This window comes from Nonomuraea sp. NPDC003804 (assembly GCF_040610675.1).
GTDB lineage: Bacteria > Actinomycetota > Actinomycetes > Streptosporangiales > Streptosporangiaceae > Nonomuraea.
Window position 1 is genome coordinate 101165 of record NZ_JBEXMT010000009.1, and the last position, 17786, is coordinate 118950.

The 17786-nt window shown below is 69.6% G+C and carries 16 protein-coding genes; 7 read left to right on the plus strand and 9 right to left on the minus strand.

Annotated elements, in window-relative coordinates; all coding sequences use genetic code 11:
- Positions 1-101: 101 nt before the first annotated feature.
- Positions 102-1457 carry a hypothetical protein gene (locus ABZX22_RS14585; protein WP_354908549.1) on the minus strand — a complete coding sequence of 452 codons (1356 nt, stop codon included), beginning with the start codon at positions 1455-1457 and terminating at the stop codon, positions 102-104.
- Between the two features lie 304 nt (positions 1458-1761).
- Between ABZX22_RS14585 and ABZX22_RS14590 the strand changes: the two genes are divergently transcribed.
- Positions 1762-2769, plus strand: a complete 1008-nt coding sequence (locus tag ABZX22_RS14590; RefSeq protein ID WP_354908552.1) for an RNA polymerase subunit sigma-70 — start codon at positions 1762-1764, stop codon at positions 2767-2769.
- 249 nt (positions 2770-3018) lie between these two features.
- On the opposite strand, the gene ABZX22_RS14595 is transcribed toward ABZX22_RS14590, so the two are convergent.
- The gene (locus ABZX22_RS14595; RefSeq protein ID WP_354908555.1) at positions 3019-3603 is read right to left on the minus strand and encodes a dihydrofolate reductase family protein; all 585 of its coding nucleotides are present in this window, start codon (positions 3601-3603) and stop codon (positions 3019-3021) included.
- Positions 3604-3913: 310 nt separating this feature from the next.
- Between ABZX22_RS14595 and ABZX22_RS14600 the strand changes: the two genes are divergently transcribed.
- A complete protein-coding gene (locus ABZX22_RS14600) occupies positions 3914-4201 on the plus strand; it encodes a Tn3 family transposase (protein ID WP_354908557.1) in 288 nt (95 codons plus the stop codon).
- 417 nt (positions 4202-4618) lie between these two features.
- Here the strand turns inward: ABZX22_RS14600 and ABZX22_RS14605 are convergent, their stop codons facing one another.
- From ABZX22_RS14605 to ABZX22_RS14620, 4 genes are all read right to left on the minus strand, one after another.
- The gene (locus ABZX22_RS14605; protein WP_354908559.1) at positions 4619-6703 is read right to left on the minus strand and encodes a prolyl oligopeptidase family serine peptidase; all 2085 of its coding nucleotides are present in this window, start codon (positions 6701-6703) and stop codon (positions 4619-4621) included.
- 113 nt (positions 6704-6816) lie between these two features.
- Positions 6817-7020 carry an ArsR family transcriptional regulator gene (locus tag ABZX22_RS14610; RefSeq protein WP_354908560.1) on the minus strand — a complete coding sequence of 68 codons (204 nt, stop codon included), beginning with the start codon at positions 7018-7020 and terminating at the stop codon, positions 6817-6819.
- 171 nt (positions 7021-7191) lie between these two features.
- Positions 7192-8616, minus strand: a complete 1425-nt coding sequence (rox, locus tag ABZX22_RS14615; protein ID WP_354908882.1) for a rifampin monooxygenase — start codon at positions 8614-8616, stop codon at positions 7192-7194.
- 746 nt (positions 8617-9362) lie between these two features.
- Complete coding sequence (locus ABZX22_RS14620) at positions 9363-10016, minus strand: helix-turn-helix domain-containing protein (RefSeq protein ID WP_354908563.1); 654 nt, start codon at positions 10014-10016, stop codon at positions 9363-9365.
- Positions 10017-10113: 97 nt separating this feature from the next.
- Here ABZX22_RS14620 and ABZX22_RS14625 point away from each other — a divergent pair, with 97 nt between their 5' ends.
- From ABZX22_RS14625 to ABZX22_RS14640, 4 genes are all read left to right on the plus strand, one after another.
- On the plus strand, positions 10114-11130 hold the full coding sequence (locus tag ABZX22_RS14625; RefSeq protein ID WP_354908566.1) for a hypothetical protein: 1017 nt from the start codon (positions 10114-10116) through the stop codon (positions 11128-11130).
- 110 nt (positions 11131-11240) lie between these two features.
- Positions 11241-12800: an FAD-dependent oxidoreductase gene (locus ABZX22_RS14630; protein ID WP_354908569.1), complete on the plus strand. Its 1560-nt coding sequence runs from the start codon at positions 11241-11243 to the stop codon at positions 12798-12800.
- A 371-nt stretch (positions 12801-13171) separates the two neighbouring features.
- Positions 13172-13975: a CPBP family intramembrane glutamic endopeptidase gene (locus ABZX22_RS14635; RefSeq protein ID WP_354908571.1), complete on the plus strand. Its 804-nt coding sequence runs from the start codon at positions 13172-13174 to the stop codon at positions 13973-13975.
- Positions 13976-14078: 103 nt separating this feature from the next.
- The gene (locus ABZX22_RS14640) at positions 14079-14384 is read left to right on the plus strand and encodes a hypothetical protein (protein ID WP_354908574.1); all 306 of its coding nucleotides are present in this window, start codon (positions 14079-14081) and stop codon (positions 14382-14384) included.
- Positions 14385-14476: 92 nt separating this feature from the next.
- On the opposite strand, the gene ABZX22_RS14645 is transcribed toward ABZX22_RS14640, so the two are convergent.
- Positions 14477-16042 carry an alpha/beta hydrolase gene (locus tag ABZX22_RS14645; protein WP_354908577.1) on the minus strand — a complete coding sequence of 522 codons (1566 nt, stop codon included), beginning with the start codon at positions 16040-16042 and terminating at the stop codon, positions 14477-14479.
- Between the two features lie 411 nt (positions 16043-16453).
- Between ABZX22_RS14645 and ABZX22_RS14650 the strand changes: the two genes are divergently transcribed.
- Positions 16454-16633 carry a hypothetical protein gene (locus ABZX22_RS14650; protein ID WP_354908580.1) on the plus strand — a complete coding sequence of 60 codons (180 nt, stop codon included), beginning with the start codon at positions 16454-16456 and terminating at the stop codon, positions 16631-16633.
- 102 nt (positions 16634-16735) lie between these two features.
- Here ABZX22_RS14650 and ABZX22_RS14655 read toward each other — a convergent pair whose 3' ends face one another.
- Together ABZX22_RS14655 and ABZX22_RS14660 are read right to left on the minus strand one after the other, a co-directional pair.
- On the minus strand, positions 16736-17182 hold the full coding sequence (locus ABZX22_RS14655; protein ID WP_354908885.1) for a VOC family protein: 447 nt from the start codon (positions 17180-17182) through the stop codon (positions 16736-16738).
- Positions 17183-17495: 313 nt separating this feature from the next.
- Positions 17496-17771 carry a hypothetical protein gene (locus ABZX22_RS14660; RefSeq protein ID WP_354908582.1) on the minus strand — a complete coding sequence of 92 codons (276 nt, stop codon included), beginning with the start codon at positions 17769-17771 and terminating at the stop codon, positions 17496-17498.
- Positions 17772-17786 lie beyond the last annotated feature (15 nt).

The following is a 17786-nucleotide window of genomic DNA, read 5'->3' on the forward strand; positions in this document are numbered from 1 at the left end:
AATCGTCGTCAAGATCGACTCTCTAGCGCCAAAATCCGGTCCGATCCTCCCCGAAGGCCAGTACGGCAGTTGATTACGCGACTCCACCAGCACCGAGGCCGTCAACGAAGCCTGAGCTCTGCCGCCACTGCCCGTTCACGCAGTTGGGCTGCCTCCGCTCGCACCGCCTCCAACTCGGCACGGAGGTCCATGATCCGCGCCTGCTCGAGCCGGAGTTCCAGCCGTAGCTGATCCCGCTCCTCCGCCAGCGCGCCGCCCTGCTGCGCAGCCGCCACCGCGAGGTCGCGGTCGCGCTCGGCCGCCTTGACCGCCGCCTCCCGCTCTTTCCGGACTGCTGCGACCGTCAGACCACGCTCCCTTTCCACCGCCTGGATCCGCGCCTCGACCTCGGCTGCCAGCCTGGCGTTCGCCTCCCCCGCCTGAGCCGCGCGCGCCTCGGCGGCCTCGGCACGCTCGACCGCCCGCCGCCGCTCGGCCTCCACACGCTCGGCGATCCGATCACGTTCGGCCTCCGCCGCCGCGGCCCGTGCCTGCGCTGCCGCGACGTCCCGCTCGGCTCGCTCCCGCGCCTTCGCGGCCTGGACAGCGTCTGCTCTGGCGGCGTCACGTTCCGCCCGTGCGGTCGTGACCGCTCGTTCCGCCTCTTCTTGCGCGTGCCGTACGGCGAGCTCGGCCCGCTCCACGTCCTGCTGAGACGCGCTGACCTGTGCCTTCGCTTCCTCCCGAACCTTCTTGACCTGGGCCTTCGCCTCAGCGCGGGCCGTCTCGACCTGTGCCCGCGCTTCCTCCTGGGCCTCCGTGGCCCGCGTCTGCTCCTCGCGCACCATCGTCTCAGCCGCTTCTACGCGCTCGGCCAGTTCTCTGGCCGCCTGGTCGCGCGCCTGCTCGGCCTGCTCCGCCCGCTGTTCCGCCGCGGCCGCCGCCTGCCTGGCCACGCGTTCGGTCGTCGCCGCCTCCCGCAATGCGGCCAGTGCCTGCTCGCGCGCGGTCTCCGCGTCGGCCAGCGCCGTGTCGCGCTCGGCCTGCGCTTCCTCGGCCACCTGACGCATCTCCGCGGTCTGCTTGCGTGCGTGCTCGGCCGCTTCCCTGGCCAGCCGTACCTGTTCGAAGGCCTGCTCTCGCTCGGTCCGCGCGATGGCCACCCTGGTGTGCGCCTCGGCCTGCACGGCGCTCAGCTTCGCCTCCACACCCGCCGGGCTCAGCTCCTCGGCCAGCGCCCGCGCCAGCGGTTCGATAGCGGCCGCCAGCCCCGTCTCCATGCGTTCGTACAACTGTTCGGCCCTGGCCAGCGCGCCCTCAAGACCGGGGGTGGCTCGGCGGAGCTCGCGTTCACGCTTGGCCGCCGCCTGGCAGTCGGTGCCCGCACAGTACGCCCGGGGACGGCCTCTCCCCTTGCGCTGCTCGATCGGCGCCCCACAGTGCACACAAGGCGTCACGACTGTTGTCTCCGCTGTCACGGAAACAGCTTAGCATTATTGATTTTCTAGAAAATATAAATCAGAAAATGAGATCTGTTGTGTTCCATGGTCGCGACGAAACTTGCGAGAAGTGCAGTTCCCGAAGGGAAGGGGCGGCGTGCTCAACGCGTTGGGCCGCGACCTCGTCGACATGCGGGGACCCCCACCTCGACATCGAGGGTGTGCCGACCCGACCCATCCGGCCTGACGAACGGCCCGGTGTCAGCGGCTTCACCGCTCAGAAATCCTCCGTCACGTCGTCTGTTCTGGTGTCCCCTCGCCACCCGCGGAAGGATTGACGACCATGACCGACGCCAGACTGCCAGGCGACGACGAGGCCGCGTTCATCGCGGCGGCCCGCTCGAATGACGCAGCACAGTTCGCGCTCATCACGGAGCGCTACCGGCGTGAGCTGCAGGTGCACTGCTACCGGATGCTCGCGAACTACGAGGACGCCCAGGACATGACGCAGGAGACGTTCCTGCGGGTGTGGAACAAGCGGGAGTCGTTCAAGGGCCACGCTGCGCTGCGGACCTGGCTGTACCGGATTGCGACGAACGCCTGCCTCGACTTCCTGGGCAAGCGCAACGACCGCACACCCGTGCCTGCCGAGCTGCCGGGAGCGGGCTCGGAAGTGCACTACCTGCAGCCCTACCCGGACCGGATGCTCCCGGAGGATCCGCAGGAATCGGTGGTGGCGCGGGAGACGATCGAGCTGGCGTTCATCGTCGCTGTCCAGCACCTGCCGCCGCGGCAGCGGGCGGTGTTCATCGTGCGCGACGTCCTCGGCTGGCCGGCGTCGAAGGCCGCCGACGCCCTCGATCTGACCGTCGCATCGGTGACCAGCGCACTGCAGCGGGCGCGCGTGACGATGCGCGAGCAACTGCCCGACCGCCGTCTCGACTGGCGGCGCCCAGTCACGCACGAGCTGTCGGATGACGAGCGCGGCGTGGTGAAGTCGTACATCGACGCCCATGAGCGCAACGACCTCGACGGGCTGATGGCCCTGCTGCGCGACGACCTGCGCTTCGCGATGCTGCCCGATCCGGGCACCTTGATCGTCACGGCCAAGGACGCGGTGGACGGCTGGGTCTCCAGTGGGCTCTTCCATCGCGGCTACGACGACTGGCGCTGCATCGCCACGACGGTCAACCGCATGCCTGCCGCCGCGCTGTACCTCCGCACCCCCGACGACCCGGAATACCGTTTGTTCACCATCGCGGTCCTGCACATCGTCGACGGGAAGATCGCCGAGCTCACCGGATTCGACGCCACCGACAAACCATGGCTGAGCCTGCCCGCGACGCTGTGATCAGGCAAGTCCCCATCGTCGACGAGTCCAGCGCACGGGCCGGCGTCACCGAAGTCACCGCGGAATGAGCACCCCGACCAGCTGAACACGAACGCGGCAACGCGAACACCACCGCCCCGCCGGCGTTGCCGGCGGGGCATCTTCATGCCCGAAGAACATCGTCACGATCAACGACGCCGTCGTCCTCATCTTCAGCGAGTCGGTCGACAACTCACTCGGAACGCAAGGAAGCGCCGGGAGAAGGTTCCCTCATCGCCGCGTCTCGTATCGGGTCAGCACCACGCCGCCGGGAAATGTCCGCGTCTCGACCAGCTTCAGGTTCACCCAGCTGTCCAGCGCGGTGAAGAACGGCGTGCCGCCGCCCACCAGGACCGGCAAGGTGACCAGCGCGTACTCGTCGATCAGCCCGGCCCGCATGGCCGCCCCGGCGAGCGTCGCGCCGCCGATGTCCATCGGGCCGCCGTCCTCGGCCCTGAGCCGGGCGATCTCGGCGACCGCGTCGCCGGTGACCAGGCGGGTGTTCCAGTCGACCTTGTCGATCGTCGATGAGAACACCACCTTCGGCATGTCCCGCCAGAGGCGCGCGAACGCGATCTCCGCCGGGGTGGCGTTGGGCCGCTGGTCGCCGGTCGGCCAGTGGGAGCTCATCGCCTCCCACAGCTTGCGCCCGTACAGCGACAGATCGCTCACCCGCATCTGGTCATACCACCACTGGAACAGCTCGGCGCTCGGCGATGAGTCCGGCCCCTCTCCCCCACTCCAGCCGATGTCGTCGCCGGTCGCGGCGATGTAGCCGTCCAGGGTCACGTTCATGCCGAAGATCAGTTTCCGCATCCTGCCAGCCTCCTGTGAGTCGATCTCACACGTACAGACGGGCGCGGCGCGGAAACCTAATCGGTGCGCGATCTGCGTCCGCAGGTAGTCCTCGCGTTCCTGACGCAGCACCCGGCGTACTCGGCGGGCTCGAGCACCACCGACCGGATCTCGATTTCACCCTCGCGAACGCCTGGTCACACAGCTCACAGCGCCGGGCCCTCTCACCGCGCCGGAGATCGCCAAGCAGTTCCCGACGCTGGGCATCTCGCTCGGCGACCAGCGGCCGCAAGATCCGCGAGTACCTACCTCTCTACCAGCGCCGACGCATGTGCCCAAGGCCTGGACCGAGGCGATCACCGATGCCGCCGGCGTGCTCACCGGCCCCGACCGCGAGCACGCCGAGGTCTGCATGCTGGCGCCGCACCTGCTGCAGTCCTGCCTGGTCTACGTCAACACCCTGCTGCTGCAGGCGGTGCCGGCCGACCCGGCCTGGGCCGAGCGGCTCACGGCAGAGGACCGGCGCGGCCTATCGCCGCTGTTCTGGTCGCACATCAACCCCTACGGCCGCTTCCACCTCGACATGGACAAGCGTCTGGACCTGTCCGGCGTCGCCTGAACGCAGCTCCTGGTCCTCCTGGCCCTCGTCACCGCCCGGCCGCCGCCCGAGCACCCGCCACCACGACCCTTTGACGGCTTTGCCGCGGTAGACGACGTCGTGACGGCGCGCCGCCACCCACGCGGTGACGGCTTGCTCCACCTTGTCGCGCGGGCGCCTCGTCGTAGGCGCCCGCGCGAAGATGCGGCTCTTCCAGCGCCACCTGTCCCCGCCGGGACGGGCGGTCAGGCCCCCGTGGCCGGTCCCGGTGACGAACTGGGACAGGTAGACGCGGTCCTTGCCGGCCTGTCGAGGACCGCCAGCTCGCCCACCGGGCGGTCGGGATGGAAGTTGAGCGTCACACGCAGGCCGGGATCAACCGGGCCGCGACGTGGCTGAGGGCGCGTGCGTGTGCCGTACCCGGCATGTCTGTCGTCATCATGACCCGTCGGACGCGTGCAGGACGAAGGCCAGCACATCGGCGAGCAGTGCCTGCTCCTGGTCTCTGGTCGAGCCGGCGCCATGCCAGCCGTGCTCCTCGACGCGCATCAGCACCGGCCGGCCGGAGGCCGTGGCCGCCTGCAGGCGAGCAGCCAGCTTCGCCGGCTGCCACGGCGGCACCCGCGCGTCGCGCAGGCCGGCGGTCAGCAGCACCGCCGGGTACGGCACGCCGTCCCGGACCCGCAGGTAGGTGTCGATGATCAGCAGGGCACGCAGGCCCTCCTCTGTGGCGACGCTGCCGAACTCGGGCACGTTGATCGGCCCGCTCTCGGTGAACTCGTTGCGCGTGGCGTTCACCGTCGGCACGTGCATCGCCATGGCCGCCCACAGATCGGGGCGGCGCACCAGCGCGCCGCCGGTGGGGATGCCGCCGCTGCTGGCGCCCTCGGCAGCCAGCCGCCCCGGGCGGGTGTAGCCGAGGGCGATGAGATGCTCGGCGCAGTCGATGAAGTCCGTGATGGTGGCCTCCTTGCGCTCGCCGCGCCCGGCCTCGTGCCACTCCCGGCCGTAGGCGCCGCCGCCGCGCAGGTGCGCGACGGCGTAGACGCCGCCACGCTCGTACCAGGCGAGCATCTCGGGACGGAACTCCGGCCAGTCGATGAACCCGTGGGAGCCGTAGCCGGTGAGCACGGCCGGGTTGTCGCCGTCCAGCTCCAGGTCCTTGTGATGGATGACCGTGAGCGGGATCGGCGTCCCGTCCCTCGCGGGCACGTGCAGAGTACGGACGTGCACGTCGCCGAAGTCCACCGGTGAGCGGGGCGCCAGCCCGGTGTCCTGGAGGGACTGGCCGTCGTAGCGGTAGAGCCGCGGCGCGTCGGTCCAGCCGGCCACCAGCAGCAGGACTTCGGTCCGCGTCGGGTGGGTGGTCCACTCCAGGATGGTGCCGTCCACCGGCATCGGGAGGTCGGCGGGCTCGCCGCCGGACAGGGGTACGTGCCGTATCCGGCTGACGCCACCGTCGAGATCGCGCACCAGCAGCCGGTCGCCCACCACCCGCACCGACTCCACCGCCCGCTCACCCGCGGGCACGACCACCCGGGCTCGGGACAGATCGGGTGCGGCAAGCGGAACGGCCAGCACGCGGGAGCGCGGCGCGTCCCGGTGGGAGACCAGGTAGAGGGTGTCGTGGCTGGTGGTGAAGGTGGTCACGCCGTCGGCTGCGCCCGCGACCTTCCGCCACGGGCAGGTGGCCGGGTCGGCCAGCCCGGCGCGCGGCGCCACGTATATCGTGCAGTCGCTCAGCTGCTCGCTGGTCCAGGGCCAGGGGCTGAGCGCGCCGTGGGAGACGATCGCCAGCATCCACTCGCCGTGCGGCGGCACCACCAGGAAAGGCCGGTCCTGCGGGGTCAACTCGATGTGGGGGTTGAGGCCGCGGGCCAGCACCACCGTGTCCTGCGCCGGGTCGGCGCCCAGGTGATGCAGGAAGGAGCGGCTGTCCAAGCGGTTCTGCTCTGCGTAGCGGTGATAGACGAACGACCGGCTGTCCTCCAGCCAGCTCAGGAAGGCGAAACGCGTCGTGGGTGGGATCGTCTCCCGGAGGACTCCGGAGTCGGCGTCGATCACGTGGATGGAGCTGTCTTCCGACCCGGAGTCGGAGACGGCGCAGGCGACGTGGCGGCCGTCGGGGGAGGGCACGTACCAGTCGATGGCGTGGTGCCCGTCGCCGGGCACCGTGCCGGGGTCGAACAGGACCCTGCTCGCTCCGTCGGCCTCGGTCACCGTCAGCACCGGCACGCGGGCGTCCGGCTCGCGCACCAGGGCGAAGGCCTTGTCGGCTGCCATCGCGAGGCCGAAGTACTGCGTGAGCGCGCTGCCCAGTTCGCGCATCCGGGTCAGCAGGCCGGCGCGGTGCGGCAGGGCGTCCAGGTGCTCGCGGGCGTGCCTGGCCTGGCCGTCCAGCCAGTGCTGGAACTCCTCACCTTCGGTTTCCATCCACCGGTAGGGGTCCTCGAGTGTGATGCCGTGGAGGGTCTCGCGCACGACGTCCACCCGGGCGATCGGGGGTTCGGTGATGTCGCTCATATGCGCATGATCATATGCCGGAGATCCAGTGACTTATCGGACATTGGATCACGCGCCCCTCCGCCGGGCTCGCCTGACGGGCCATGCCGAATAAGCAACAGTCACGAGCCCTATTAGCCCTTTCCGGCGTACTTGGTCTGCGGTCGGCTGGCTCGCAGCTCGCGCAGGTCCGGGATGTGGTTGGAGAGCGTGCCGGGGCTCACGCCGAGCAGGCGCGCGATCGAGGTGATGGAGTGTTCGGGGTTGGGCAGCAGGTCCCGGGCCGCCCGCAGCAGTTCAGGCGTGACCACAGTGGGGCCGGCCGCCGCTTGATGCACCCCGCGGTGCTCTGCCGCCGTCTTCCGGTCGTCACTCGGAGGCTTACCCTCCTCGCAGGCCGACCCTGGCGCCAGAGCACCGCGGTAGATGCTGCCTTCAGCCTTCCGATGGTCAGTCGCTGCTGGCCGTTCCGATCCTTCTCACGGACCTTTTCGGTTGCTCAGGCGACATCAGTTGGCGGGCTTGCCGAACCAGCGGGAGAGGTGGTCGTCCAGGTCCTGCTGATCGTCGCCGATCCAGGCGACGTGGCCGTCGGGGCGTAGCAGGACGCACGGGACATCCAGTTCCGCAGTGCGATCCGCAAGGTAATCGACCCGGTCTGACCAGCCGCCGACGGTCAGGCGTTCGGTGCGGTCCAGCAGCAGGCCGCGGCCGCGGTGCAGCAGACCGTAGAGGTGGCCCTGTTTCACGTCGATGTCGGGCAGGCGGCGGCCGAGCAGGTCGGGGCCTTCGCCGAAGTCGTAGCGGATGCCGATCGCGGTGATCTTCTCGATCAGATGGCGGTTCACCTCGTCGAAGTCCATCAGTTCGGTGAGCAGCCTGCGTACGGCCTGCGGGCCCGGTTCGGTGGACAGCAGTTCCATCTGGGCGCGGGTGTTGTCCAGCACGTCCTCGGCGACCGGATGACGTTCGGCCTGGTAGGTGTCCAGCAGTGTTTCCGGGGCCCAGCCGCGGATCTGTGCGGCCAGTTTCCAGCCGAGGTTGAATGCGTCCTGAACGCCCAGATTGAGGCCCTGTCCGCCGATGGGTGGATGGATGTGTGCCGCATCGCCGGCCAGTAGCACCCGCCCGACCCGATACCGTTCGGCCAGCCGGGTGGCATCCCCGAAGCGGGACATCCAGCGCGGGGAGTGCACGCCGAAATCGGTTCCGGCGATGGTGCGCAACTGTTGTTTGAAATCCTCGAGGGTGGGCGGTTCCGCGCGATCGCCGACTCCCGCGGCGGGGACTACGACGCTGTAGACCCCTTCGCCGAAGGGCCGGAGCCACAATCGCTGATGGGTCTCGCGGATTTCGGTCACCTTGGCGGCGATCTCCTCCTGCGGCACACCCACTCCCATCTCGCCCATCAGCGTGTCGGTCCGCGAGGGCTCGCCGGGGAAGCCGACACCGAGCAGTTTGCGCACCGTACTGCGCCCGCCGTCACAGCCGACGAGAAAGCGCGAACGCAGCTGTTCCCCGTCGGCCAGCTCGACGGTCACCCCCTCGTCGTCCTGCTCGAAACCGGCCACCGCACAACCGCGCCGGACCTGCGCACCCAGTTCGATCGCGTGTTCTTCAAGCAGACGTTCGATGACCGGCTGCGGGATACCCAGCAGATAGGCGTACGCGGAATCCAGGCCCTCGGGCGCGGGTTTGTTGATGGCGGCGAAGAAGCCACCGGCCGGACGCTGTCTTCCATGCTGGAGAATGCGCTCCAGCAGTCCGCGCATCGCCATCAGCTCGAGACTGCGAATATGCAGACCGACGATGCGGACGAACGACGCGGGCTCGGTTTCCTTCTCCAGAACGAGTACCCGCACATCGTGCAGCCGCAGCTCGGCGGCCAGCATCGCACCGGTCGGCCCGCACCCGGCAATGATCACATCGAACATGAGGGGCGCGCGATCGGCGCCGGAGGCCGGCGACCAGAGGACTCCGGGTACCTCGCCCACCGTGGAGTCACGCTCGACCCTGTCGTTCGACGACAGCTCGGCGGTGAATTGCGAAGAGTGCATAGGTGTTGCCTTTCGGGAGTGCCTTGTTGGCGAGGCGCTCCCGGCGACACCTACCTCAATCGCCCGACCGTGACGGGAAGGGGGAGCACCCACATCGATACAGCGTTCATGGGTCTCACCTCCTCGGGCGGCGTCACGATCAACTGCAAGCTACAAGCCCGAGGATCATCCCGTCCAATCCTTTCCCAGCCACGTGATCACGACTCCAAACGGGCTCGTGCGGCTGCAGGGCGAATCCGGCGTGGCGGCCCGGCTGGTCCCGGTCACGGTAGACGGTCTGATCCTGGCTGCCCCTGAGGCGGACCGGATCTCCGTAGTCGCTGCCCTGCTGAGGTTCGCTCGTGGCCACTACGCGAACTGCGCGTAGGCGAGTCCGAGGTCGAGGCGGCGGCCCATGTTGCCGTAGAGGTTGGCGTTGGACAGAACAGCGGCGACAGGCCCCGCTTGTCGGCGTCGGCCAGCTTCTGCTGCCAGGCAGGGTCGGTGAGGACGGACTGGACGAGCAGAGTGTTGATGAACACCACATCCACCCGTCCGCAACGGCCACGAGCCGCGATCGCGATCTCTCACCCGGCTACCCGACAGCTGGGGTTCGGGAGCGGAGGGCTCTTGCGGCGGGGAGTTCACGGATGCCGGTGGCGGAGTGCTCGTTGCTCGGCGGCGTCGAGTGCGGGTGTGAGGGGTGCGAGCGTGGTGCGAAGGAGATCCGGGAGCGAGCTGGACGGCACGACGAGCCCGCTGGTTGTGGAGGACGCGGCAGTCGTCTGCAGCCACTGCTGGAGCGCCACGCGAACGGCGGCGGCCACGCTCGCGGCGAGCACACGGGCGGTGTGCGGGTCGGTGTCGCCGAGGCGTTCGGCGATCGCGTCGGTGAGGGGATGTTCGATCGCGGTGGTGGTTTCGATGAACGCGTCGCGCAGCGCGGGGCGGGTGGTGATCAGCAGCAGCGCGTCCCGGCCGGGCTCGCCTGGGGCGGTGTACTGATCCACGATCGCCTCGACGACGGCGTCCGCGAGGCCGACGCCATCGGGCCGGTCGGCCACTGCCGCCGCGACCCGCGCTTCCCGTTCGCTGGTGACGGCGGCGACGATCGCCTGCTCCCGGCTGGAGAAGTAGTTGTTGTACGTCCTCGGCGAGACGCCGGCGGCCTCGGCGATGTCATCGACGCGCACGTTGTCCGGTCCACGCTCAAGAGCCAGCCGCAGTGCCGCCGCGCTCAATGCCTCTCGGGTGGCCTGCTTCTTCTGCTCGCGCAACCCCGTTCGTCGTGTCGTCACCGTGTCAGCATAACGTGAGTGCGTGCGCGCAAATTTGCGTGCACGCACTTTTTTGGCCTAGCCTGGCGGCCTCACTCCGTCAGGAAGGACCAGAACGATGAGGGCCAAGGGCATCAGCTACGACACCGGCTTCGTCAAGAACGGAGCGATCTCCCGGAAGCACTTCGACCCGGACGCGGTCAGGCGCGAGTTGCGCATCATCCGCGACGACCTGCACTGCACCGCGGTCCGTGTCATGGGCGGTGACGCCGATCGGATCGAGCTGGCGGCGGCCCACGCCGCCGAGCTGGGCCTGGAGGTCTGGTTCTCCCCCTATCCCCTCGAACTGACCGCCGATGAGATGTTGTCGCTGTTCGCCGACTGTGCCGAACGCGCGGAGCGGCTGAGGCGGCGGGGAGCCGAGGTGGTGTTCGTCACCGGTGCCGAGCTGAGCCTGATGAATCCGGGCTTCCTGCCCGGCGACAGCACCGACGAGCGGGTCGCGTTGCTGCGCCAGCCGGATCGCGTGCGGGAGCAGATCGGCGAGGTCAGCGCACGGGTCAACGAATTCCTCGGCACAGCCGTGGCACTGGTCCGCGAGCGCTTCGGCGGCAGGGTGACCTACGCCTCCGTGCCGCTTGAGCGCGTCGACTGGGCACTCTTCGACATCATGTCCGTGGATCTGTATCGGTCGGCCGAGATCGCCGACCGTTTCGCCGAAGGCGTCCGTGGCCTGGTCGCGCAGGGCAAGCCGGTCGCGATCACCGAGTTCGGCGCGGCCTGCTACCAGGGTGCCGGCGACAGGGGCGCTCTCGGTCTGGAGATCGTCGAGTACGACGAAGACGGCCCTGTCCGGTTGAACGGTGAGTACGCCCGGGACGAGGACGGGCAGGCCAGGCATGTGCGTGAGCTGCTGGAGGCATTCGACGCCGGCGGCGTCGACAGCACGTTCGTGTTCACCTTCGCGCTGTACGACCATGTGCACCGCCCCGACGGCGCACCCCGCGACGACCTGGACCTGGCCAGTTACGGCATCGTCAAGGTCTACGAGGACCGGCTCGGAGCCGCCTACCCCGACATGCCCTGGGAACCCAAGGCCGCCTTCACCACCCTCGCCGAGTACTACCGCGGCTGACCACGTCCCAAAGACCGCAACCCGGAGCGAGCCGCACCGGTACCGCCCACGGCCCTGCGCTTCAGCGCTCCATCCGTCCCGCCCCCTTCCGTAAGAATCAAGGAGAACACGTGATCACAGATGTCGTCATCGCCGGCGGCGGCCCGAACGGGCTGATGCTGGCCTGCGAACTGAGCCTGGCAGGGGCCCGGCCGGTCGTGCTGGAGCGGCTGGTTGAGCCCAGCGAGGAACCGAAAGCGAACGGATTGCTCGGCCAGGTGGTGAAAATGCTCGACCACCGGGGGCTGCATGAACGTCTCAGTGGCAGCCCACAACCTCCGCAGCCGAACTCCGGATACTTCATGTTCGGCGCGATGGGCCTGGACCTGAGCCTGCTGCAGGACAGCCCCGTCTATGCCCTGCCGGTGCCGCAGCGACGCATAGTGCAGGTCCTGCAGGAGCGCGCCATCGAACTTGGCGTGGAAATCCGGCGAGGACACGAGGTCGTCGGCCTGTCGCAGGACGACGACGCGGTGACCATCGACGTCGCGAGCCCGGGCGAGACCTACCAATTGCGGGCGCGGTACCTCGTCGGCGCGGATGGCGCACACAGCACCACGCGCAAGCTCTCCGGCATCACATTCCCCGGCATCACCTACGACCGGATGACCGTCTGCTCAGCGCACGCGACGGTCCCGGCGGACTGGGTCGATCCCGCGACCGGTGCGCTGAACGTGCCCGGCCACGGCGCTGTTCTGCCGTTCCTGCCCCACCGCACCGAACACGGAGGGTTCTCCTACGCGCCGATGCCCGGCCACCCACCGCTGGTCAGCACCACAGAGTGGGACCGGCCTGAGACCGACGCTCCAATGAGCCTCGACGAGTTGCGGGCGAGCATCCGCCGCGTGCTCGGCGTCGACGTGCCGCTCGGTCCGCCCGACGGCGCAGGGCCGCACGTGCTGCGCCGGCTGACCGGCGGCAACACCCGAATCGCCGAACGGTTCGCCGACGGCCGAGTGTTCCTGATCGGTGACGCCGCGCACGTGTACGCCGCCACGGGAGGCGGTCCAGGGCTCAACCTCGGCCTGCAGGACGCGGTCAATCTCGGCTGGAAACTCGCCGCCGAGATCCGGGGAAGCGCCCCGTCCGGACTGCTGAACAGTTACGAGACAGAGCGGCGATCGGCCGCCCAGCGCATGGTGCTGAACGCGCAGGCACAGGCGGCCCTGATCGCCCCAGGCGGCGATGTCACCGGACTGCGCGAGGTGTTCACCGAACTGCTCCGCGACCCGGACACCGTGCAGCGCCTGGCCGCACTCACCGCGGGCGCCGACGTCCGCTACGACATGGGCGAACGCGAGCCGCACCCTTTGACCGGCCGGTTCGCCCCGAACATGGAGCTGCACACCCCGACCGGGCCGGTCCGGCTGGCCGAGCTGACCAGAACCGCACGCCCTCTGCTGCTCGACCTGACCGAAGAAGCATCACTGGCGGAGACACTTGCCCTACGGCACGACCAGGTCGATATCGTCACGGCGCGCTCCCAGACCCCCGCGCCCACCGCCCTGCTCCTTCGACCGGACTGCTATGTGGCCTGGGCATCTGCATCACCCCGGCCCGATCCCATGGAGATCGAAACACTCCGGGCAGCCTTGCAGCGGTGGTTCGGAGTCGAACCCGCCCACGCCTGAAGTCGCACGCGTTGACTCGGGCACGTACGTGGGCAGTCCCACGTTTGTTCTCCTGCTCACACAGACCGATCCGTGAGCTTGGTGGTGGTCCGCGCCGTGCGCGGGCCACCCCCGCCCACGCCTCCTCCACATGGCGGCACAGGGCCAGTCAGGGCGTCAGCCCCAGCTCGCGCAGTTGCGCCGGCCGCAGCGGCCGCCATCCGCTGGTGTCGAGCTTGACGTGGCAGCGGCTGGCCAGGGGCGCACCGACCTGCTCACCTGTGGCCAGACCCGCCGTGACCTGAGCCTTTCACGGCGACTCGAAGCCGTGTCAGCGCGATGTCAGGTCCGCGTTAGGTCGCGGGGCCACCATTCTCGGCATGGATACAGCAATGCAGCCCCCGGCAGACACCCAAGGCGCCCAACCGAGAGGCTTCGTCGCGAAGCTCCTCGCCGACCGTCACTCCGTCCCGTTCTCCATCGCACTGCACCTGGTGCCCGGCGCGGTCATCGTCGCCGTGTACGCGTTCATCGCCGCCCCCCTGGTCCGGGCGATAGGCTTCCCGATCTTCCTGGCCTGGGCCATCGCCCTCGCGGTTGTGCTCTTCCCGCTCCAGCTGTTCCTGCTGTGGCTGGGCAAGAAGCAGACCGGCCGCTTCACGATGAAGGGCGTCGTCCACTACCGCGACAAGCCGGTGTCGCGCGGCAAGGTCTTCTGGCTCGGGGCCGCGTGCCTCGTGTGGATGACCGTGGTCGCGCTCTCGCTGACCCCGCTGGACAACATCGTCTACGACTGGTTCTTCACCTGGGTGGACTACCAGGGCGCCGGCCCCGACGGCACCGCCTACCTCCAGGGCTACTCGCAGGAGCTCGTGCTCACCACGCTGCTCATCTGCGCACCGTTCACCGGCTTCACCCTGCCCCTGCTCGAGGAGTACTACTTCCGCGGCTTCCTGCTGCCCCGCCTCCCGCAGCTCGGCAAGTGGGCCCCGTTCTTCAACACCTTCTTCTTCTCGGTGTACCACTTCTGGGCCCCTTGGACGGTCCTGTCGAAGCTCGTCTTCCTCTTCCCGGGCGTCTGGCTCGCCTGGAAGAAGCAGGACATCCGCATCTCGATCGCCATGCACCCCGGCTCGGCGCTGCTGATGACCGTGGTCGGCGTCATCGCCCTCGCCTCCGGCGCCTACTCGATGTAAGACCGCCCGGAACGAGGGGTGCCGTCCGCCGGGAGGGCCGGATGCGTCACTCCGGAGCGGTCCGCAAGCGCGCCGAGCAGGTCGACCCCGGGCTGCCCGCGGTGTGCGCTGGTGGAGCCGGTCACTCGGGGCGATCCGGCCGGAAGATCTCAAGCGGTTCTGGCAGGACGTCCCCGAGCGCACGCTGCGCACCATGCCCGCCGGCGCCGTCACCGCCTCCGACCCTCAGAGCAGCCGGTACGGGCTCGGCGTGTACACCTATCCGTTGAGCTGTGGGCTGGTCCGGATGCACGACGGCGGGCTGCCGGGGGTGCGGGTGCCCAGCGGCCAAGATCGCAAGGGCCGGGCCGCCACCGCCTACGTCACCGGCACCCCGAAGAACGACAAGCACCTGTTCGCCGCTCTTTGATGCCGCCTCGTGCTGGCCGCCGCTGTCAACCTTGCCTGACGGGCCCTACTACCCGCCCTGGCCGTAGAGCCCGATCACGTCTCATGAACGGCTCACCGTCGTCCGGCCGGAGCGCTGTCCTTGTCGCAGGTGGTGGCGCCGTCGGGCAGGATGCCGTCCACCAGATACCGGTTGACGGTGGCGTCCACGCAGGCGTTGCCCGCCGCGAGGTAGGCGCCGTGGCGGAAGGCGCCGCGCAGGGTGACCATGCGGGAGCCGGTCAGCGCTCGGTGCATGGCTCGCTGGCCGGGGTGGGGCGTGACGGGGTCGCCGTCGGCGCCGACGATCAGCATCGGGGTGTCGTTGCCGATCACGGTAGGCGCCTCCACCGGTGTGGTCGGCCAGAAGGCGCAGGGGCTGATGTTGCGGGTCATCGGCCCGAACAGCGGCTCGCCGGCACGGTGGGCCTGGATCGCGCGGAAATAGGTCTCCAGGTCGCGAGAGGCGGCCCGGTCGGCGCAGAGGATCGAGGTTCCCGCCCGGTCCTCGGCCGTCCCCGAGCCGGTGAACAGGCCGTCGAGGGTCTCCTTCAGCGAGGCCGGGACGGTAGTGACCGCCTCGCCACGGGCGGCGTCGGCCAGCACCCGCACCTCCGCGGCGAAGCCGGCGTACGCCCTTGCGCTGTCGTCGTAGAGGCGGATGAACAGCAGATAGGGGACGTGGTGGGCGTCGATCCGGTACCCGCCGACCCGCAGCGGGCGCCGGGTGGCGGCCTGGTTGACGCGCTCCACAGTGGCCAGGACCTCGGCCTCGGTGGCGCCCAGGCCGTACTCGGCGTCGTGAGCGGCGGCCCATGAGGCCCAGTGCTTCAGTGCGGCGGTGATCGCCGGGCCGTTCTCGGACAGCAGATCGGGACCGTAGACGTCCGGATCGACCGCGCTGTCGAGCACGACCCGGTCGGCCCGGCCGCCGAACATCTGCGTGTAGACGGCGCCCAGGTAGGTGCCGTAGGAATAGCCGAGGTAGGACAGCTTGGGCTCACCGAGGGCGGCGCGGATGACGTCCATGTCGCGGGCGGTGTTGCGGGTGCTGGCGTACGGCAGCAGGCCACGGTTGCCCTGGACGCACCCGACCGCCAGCTTCTTCATGAGGACCACGCTCTCGTTGAAGGTGCGGCGGGTCGGGCCGGCCGACCGGGTGGGGGTGTCGGTCGTCCACCGGCAGTGGATCGGCGTGCTACGGCCGACGAAGCGAGGATCCATCCCGATCAGGTCGTAGCGGGCCGCGACGGCGGGCATGAACGTGCCGAGGAGCGCGCGTTGCAGCCCGCGCCCGCCCGGACCACCGGGATTGATCAGCATGACGCCCCGACGCTTGGCGGGGTCGGTTGCCTTGATTCGCGAGATCGCCACCGAGATGGTCCGTCCCTGGCGTCTGCGGTAGTCCAGCGGGACGGTGATCTCGGCGCACTGGGCGCCCGCCGCGTCCAGCTCCTCGCCGGTCTCGTCGTTCGGTCCCGTCTTACAGCCGTGCCAGTTGATCATCTGGTGCTGAAACCGGGCCAGTACGCCGGTCCCGGCGTCACCCGCGACGCTTGCCGACGCCTGGCCGGTGACCGCCATCCCCGCCAGCAGAGTCGCGCTCGTGGCGACGGCCGTGGCGATCTTTCGTGCACGCACAGGAAGCTCCTTTGTCCGGATGATCTCGTCACCCGACGCTAGGGTTCCGCGCGGTTGATCTTGATCGGCCGTATGGCCGACCGAGATCGACCATACGGACATTCCCTCGTCGCCTCCGGCCGGAGGCGTTCGTCGAAGGGCTCTCAACGGAGGACACGTGAGGGCGTCCTGCTGCTTCACGCTGCCTGACCGCGCCCTTTCATGCGGGCCTTCTCGTCCCGACGCCGGGGCGTTGATGCACGTCACGCGCGGTCACACAGCTCCGTGGGCGAGCGGGGTTTCGGTCCGGGCACGGCGGGATGAGTCGGTCCGTAGATCGCCGGCGCAGGCCGCACGTGATCCTGGACGCAGAAGGCTCCCGCGCGCCGTTCCTGCCCAGCTGGGACGACGCCGTCCGGCGGACCACGCACCGTGCCGTGCCGCGAGTTCGACACCCCGGCCGGGGTGGACGCCAAGTACGCCGAGCTGGTCGAGGCCGGCCATCGCGGGATCGCCGAGCCGTTCGATGCGTTCTGGGGAATGCACCACACCACGGTGGCCGACCCGGACAGCGGCAGCGTCGGCCTGTACGCCGTGCTTCCGGCCAGCTGAGCCCAGGGCTCCTCGACCGGTTCGGCCGCAGCCTGTGATCAGGTTCGCCCTCCGGGGGCGCACGTCGAGGTTCCGCTCGCGCCCGCCCCCGGCCGGACGGGGTCAGGCGGGCGGGTCGGCGTAGACGCCGTGCAGCATGCCGGTGGCCTGGCCGACCTCGATGAGGTGCCCGTCCGGGTCGCGCATGTAGCAGCGGATCTCGGCCTTGCGGTCGATCGGCTCGGTGAGGAACCGGGCGCCGAGCGACGTCGCGTGCGTGTGGAAGGCGGCGATGTCGGCGACGCGGACGTTCATGAACGCGGTCACCGGGTCGCCAGGCTCGGGCGCCCGCAGCGTGACGTCCGGTTTGTCCGGGGTGGGCCCGCCGCCGGGGTTCATGATGATCCAGGTGTTGGCGACCTTCACGATCGCCGGGTTCTCGTCAAGGACGACCTCGCCGCCCAGGACGTCCGCGTAGAACGCGCGCGAGCGGGCCACGTCCCGGACGGTCAGGAAGTGCGTGACCACGAGCCCTTCGACGGGCGCGGGCAGCTGTTCGCGGTCGACCATGCTCACCCCTCACAGGCTGCGGTGCGCTTCGTGCGCCCGGCGGGCGGGGTCGCTCTCCAGGGCGTCCCGGTCCCAGCGGGCGAGTTCGGCGGTGGCCTCGCCGCAAGGTGGCGCGCGTCTTGTGCCGGTTGGCCACGCGCAGCCGCGGCCGGACCTGCCGTCCCATCGCCGTCCCCCTCGGCCGGATCGGTCGTGCGCCGTTCTCACGCAAGGGGGTCATGCCCGGCCGGACGGGGGGTTAGTCGGGCAGCGAACGTCACATATCGACCGGCCCCGCTCGGCGCCTTCGCGACGGTGAGGTGCGAGAGCGCCATCAGCCGGCGGTCGAGCTGGTACGGCCTGCGGCCGAGCGCTGGTTCTTCTCCCAGCGGTGGTGAATCACCAGGCTCTTCCCGGAGTCGCGGGTGATGGGTGCCGATCCGGTGTCGAGCAGGTCGCCGATGTTGCAGCCGAACATGCCGGGCAGCGGTGGCGCGTCGATCCGGCTGCGCGGTGTGCACCTGGAGACCGCCGTTGCCGTCCAGGAGCGGCAGCGTGAGCAGGCCGTGGTCGGTGTGCTCCTTTGACGCGCCTGGGCGATGCCGGTCATGTGTCCAGGTAGCGC

What these genes read in the sequence shown, in the direction of transcription:
- ABZX22_RS14625 (WP_354908566.1), top strand. Translation starts at nt 10,114, where the DNA reads ATGAGGGCCAAGGGCATCAGCTACGACACCGGCTTCGTCAAGAACGGA.
- ABZX22_RS14605 (WP_354908559.1), bottom strand. Translation starts at nt 6,703, where the DNA reads ATGAGCGACATCACCGAACCCCCGATCGCCCGGGTGGACGTCGTGCGC.
- ABZX22_RS14635 (WP_354908571.1), top strand. Translation starts at nt 13,172, where the DNA reads ATGCAGCCCCCGGCAGACACCCAAGGCGCCCAACCGAGAGGCTTCGTC.
- ABZX22_RS14590 (WP_354908552.1), top strand. Translation starts at nt 1,762, where the DNA reads ATGACCGACGCCAGACTGCCAGGCGACGACGAGGCCGCGTTCATCGCG.
- ABZX22_RS14660 (WP_354908582.1), bottom strand. Translation starts at nt 17,771, where the DNA reads ATGACCGGCATCGCCCAGGCGCGTCAAAGGAGCACACCGACCACGGCC.
- rox (WP_354908882.1), bottom strand. Translation starts at nt 8,616, where the DNA reads ATGTTCGATGTGATCATTGCCGGGTGCGGGCCGACCGGTGCGATGCTG.
- ABZX22_RS14595 (WP_354908555.1), bottom strand. Translation starts at nt 3,603, where the DNA reads ATGCGGAAACTGATCTTCGGCATGAACGTGACCCTGGACGGCTACATC.
- ABZX22_RS14655 (WP_354908885.1), bottom strand. Translation starts at nt 17,182, where the DNA reads ATGGTCGACCGCGAACAGCTGCCCGCGCCCGTCGAAGGGCTCGTGGTC.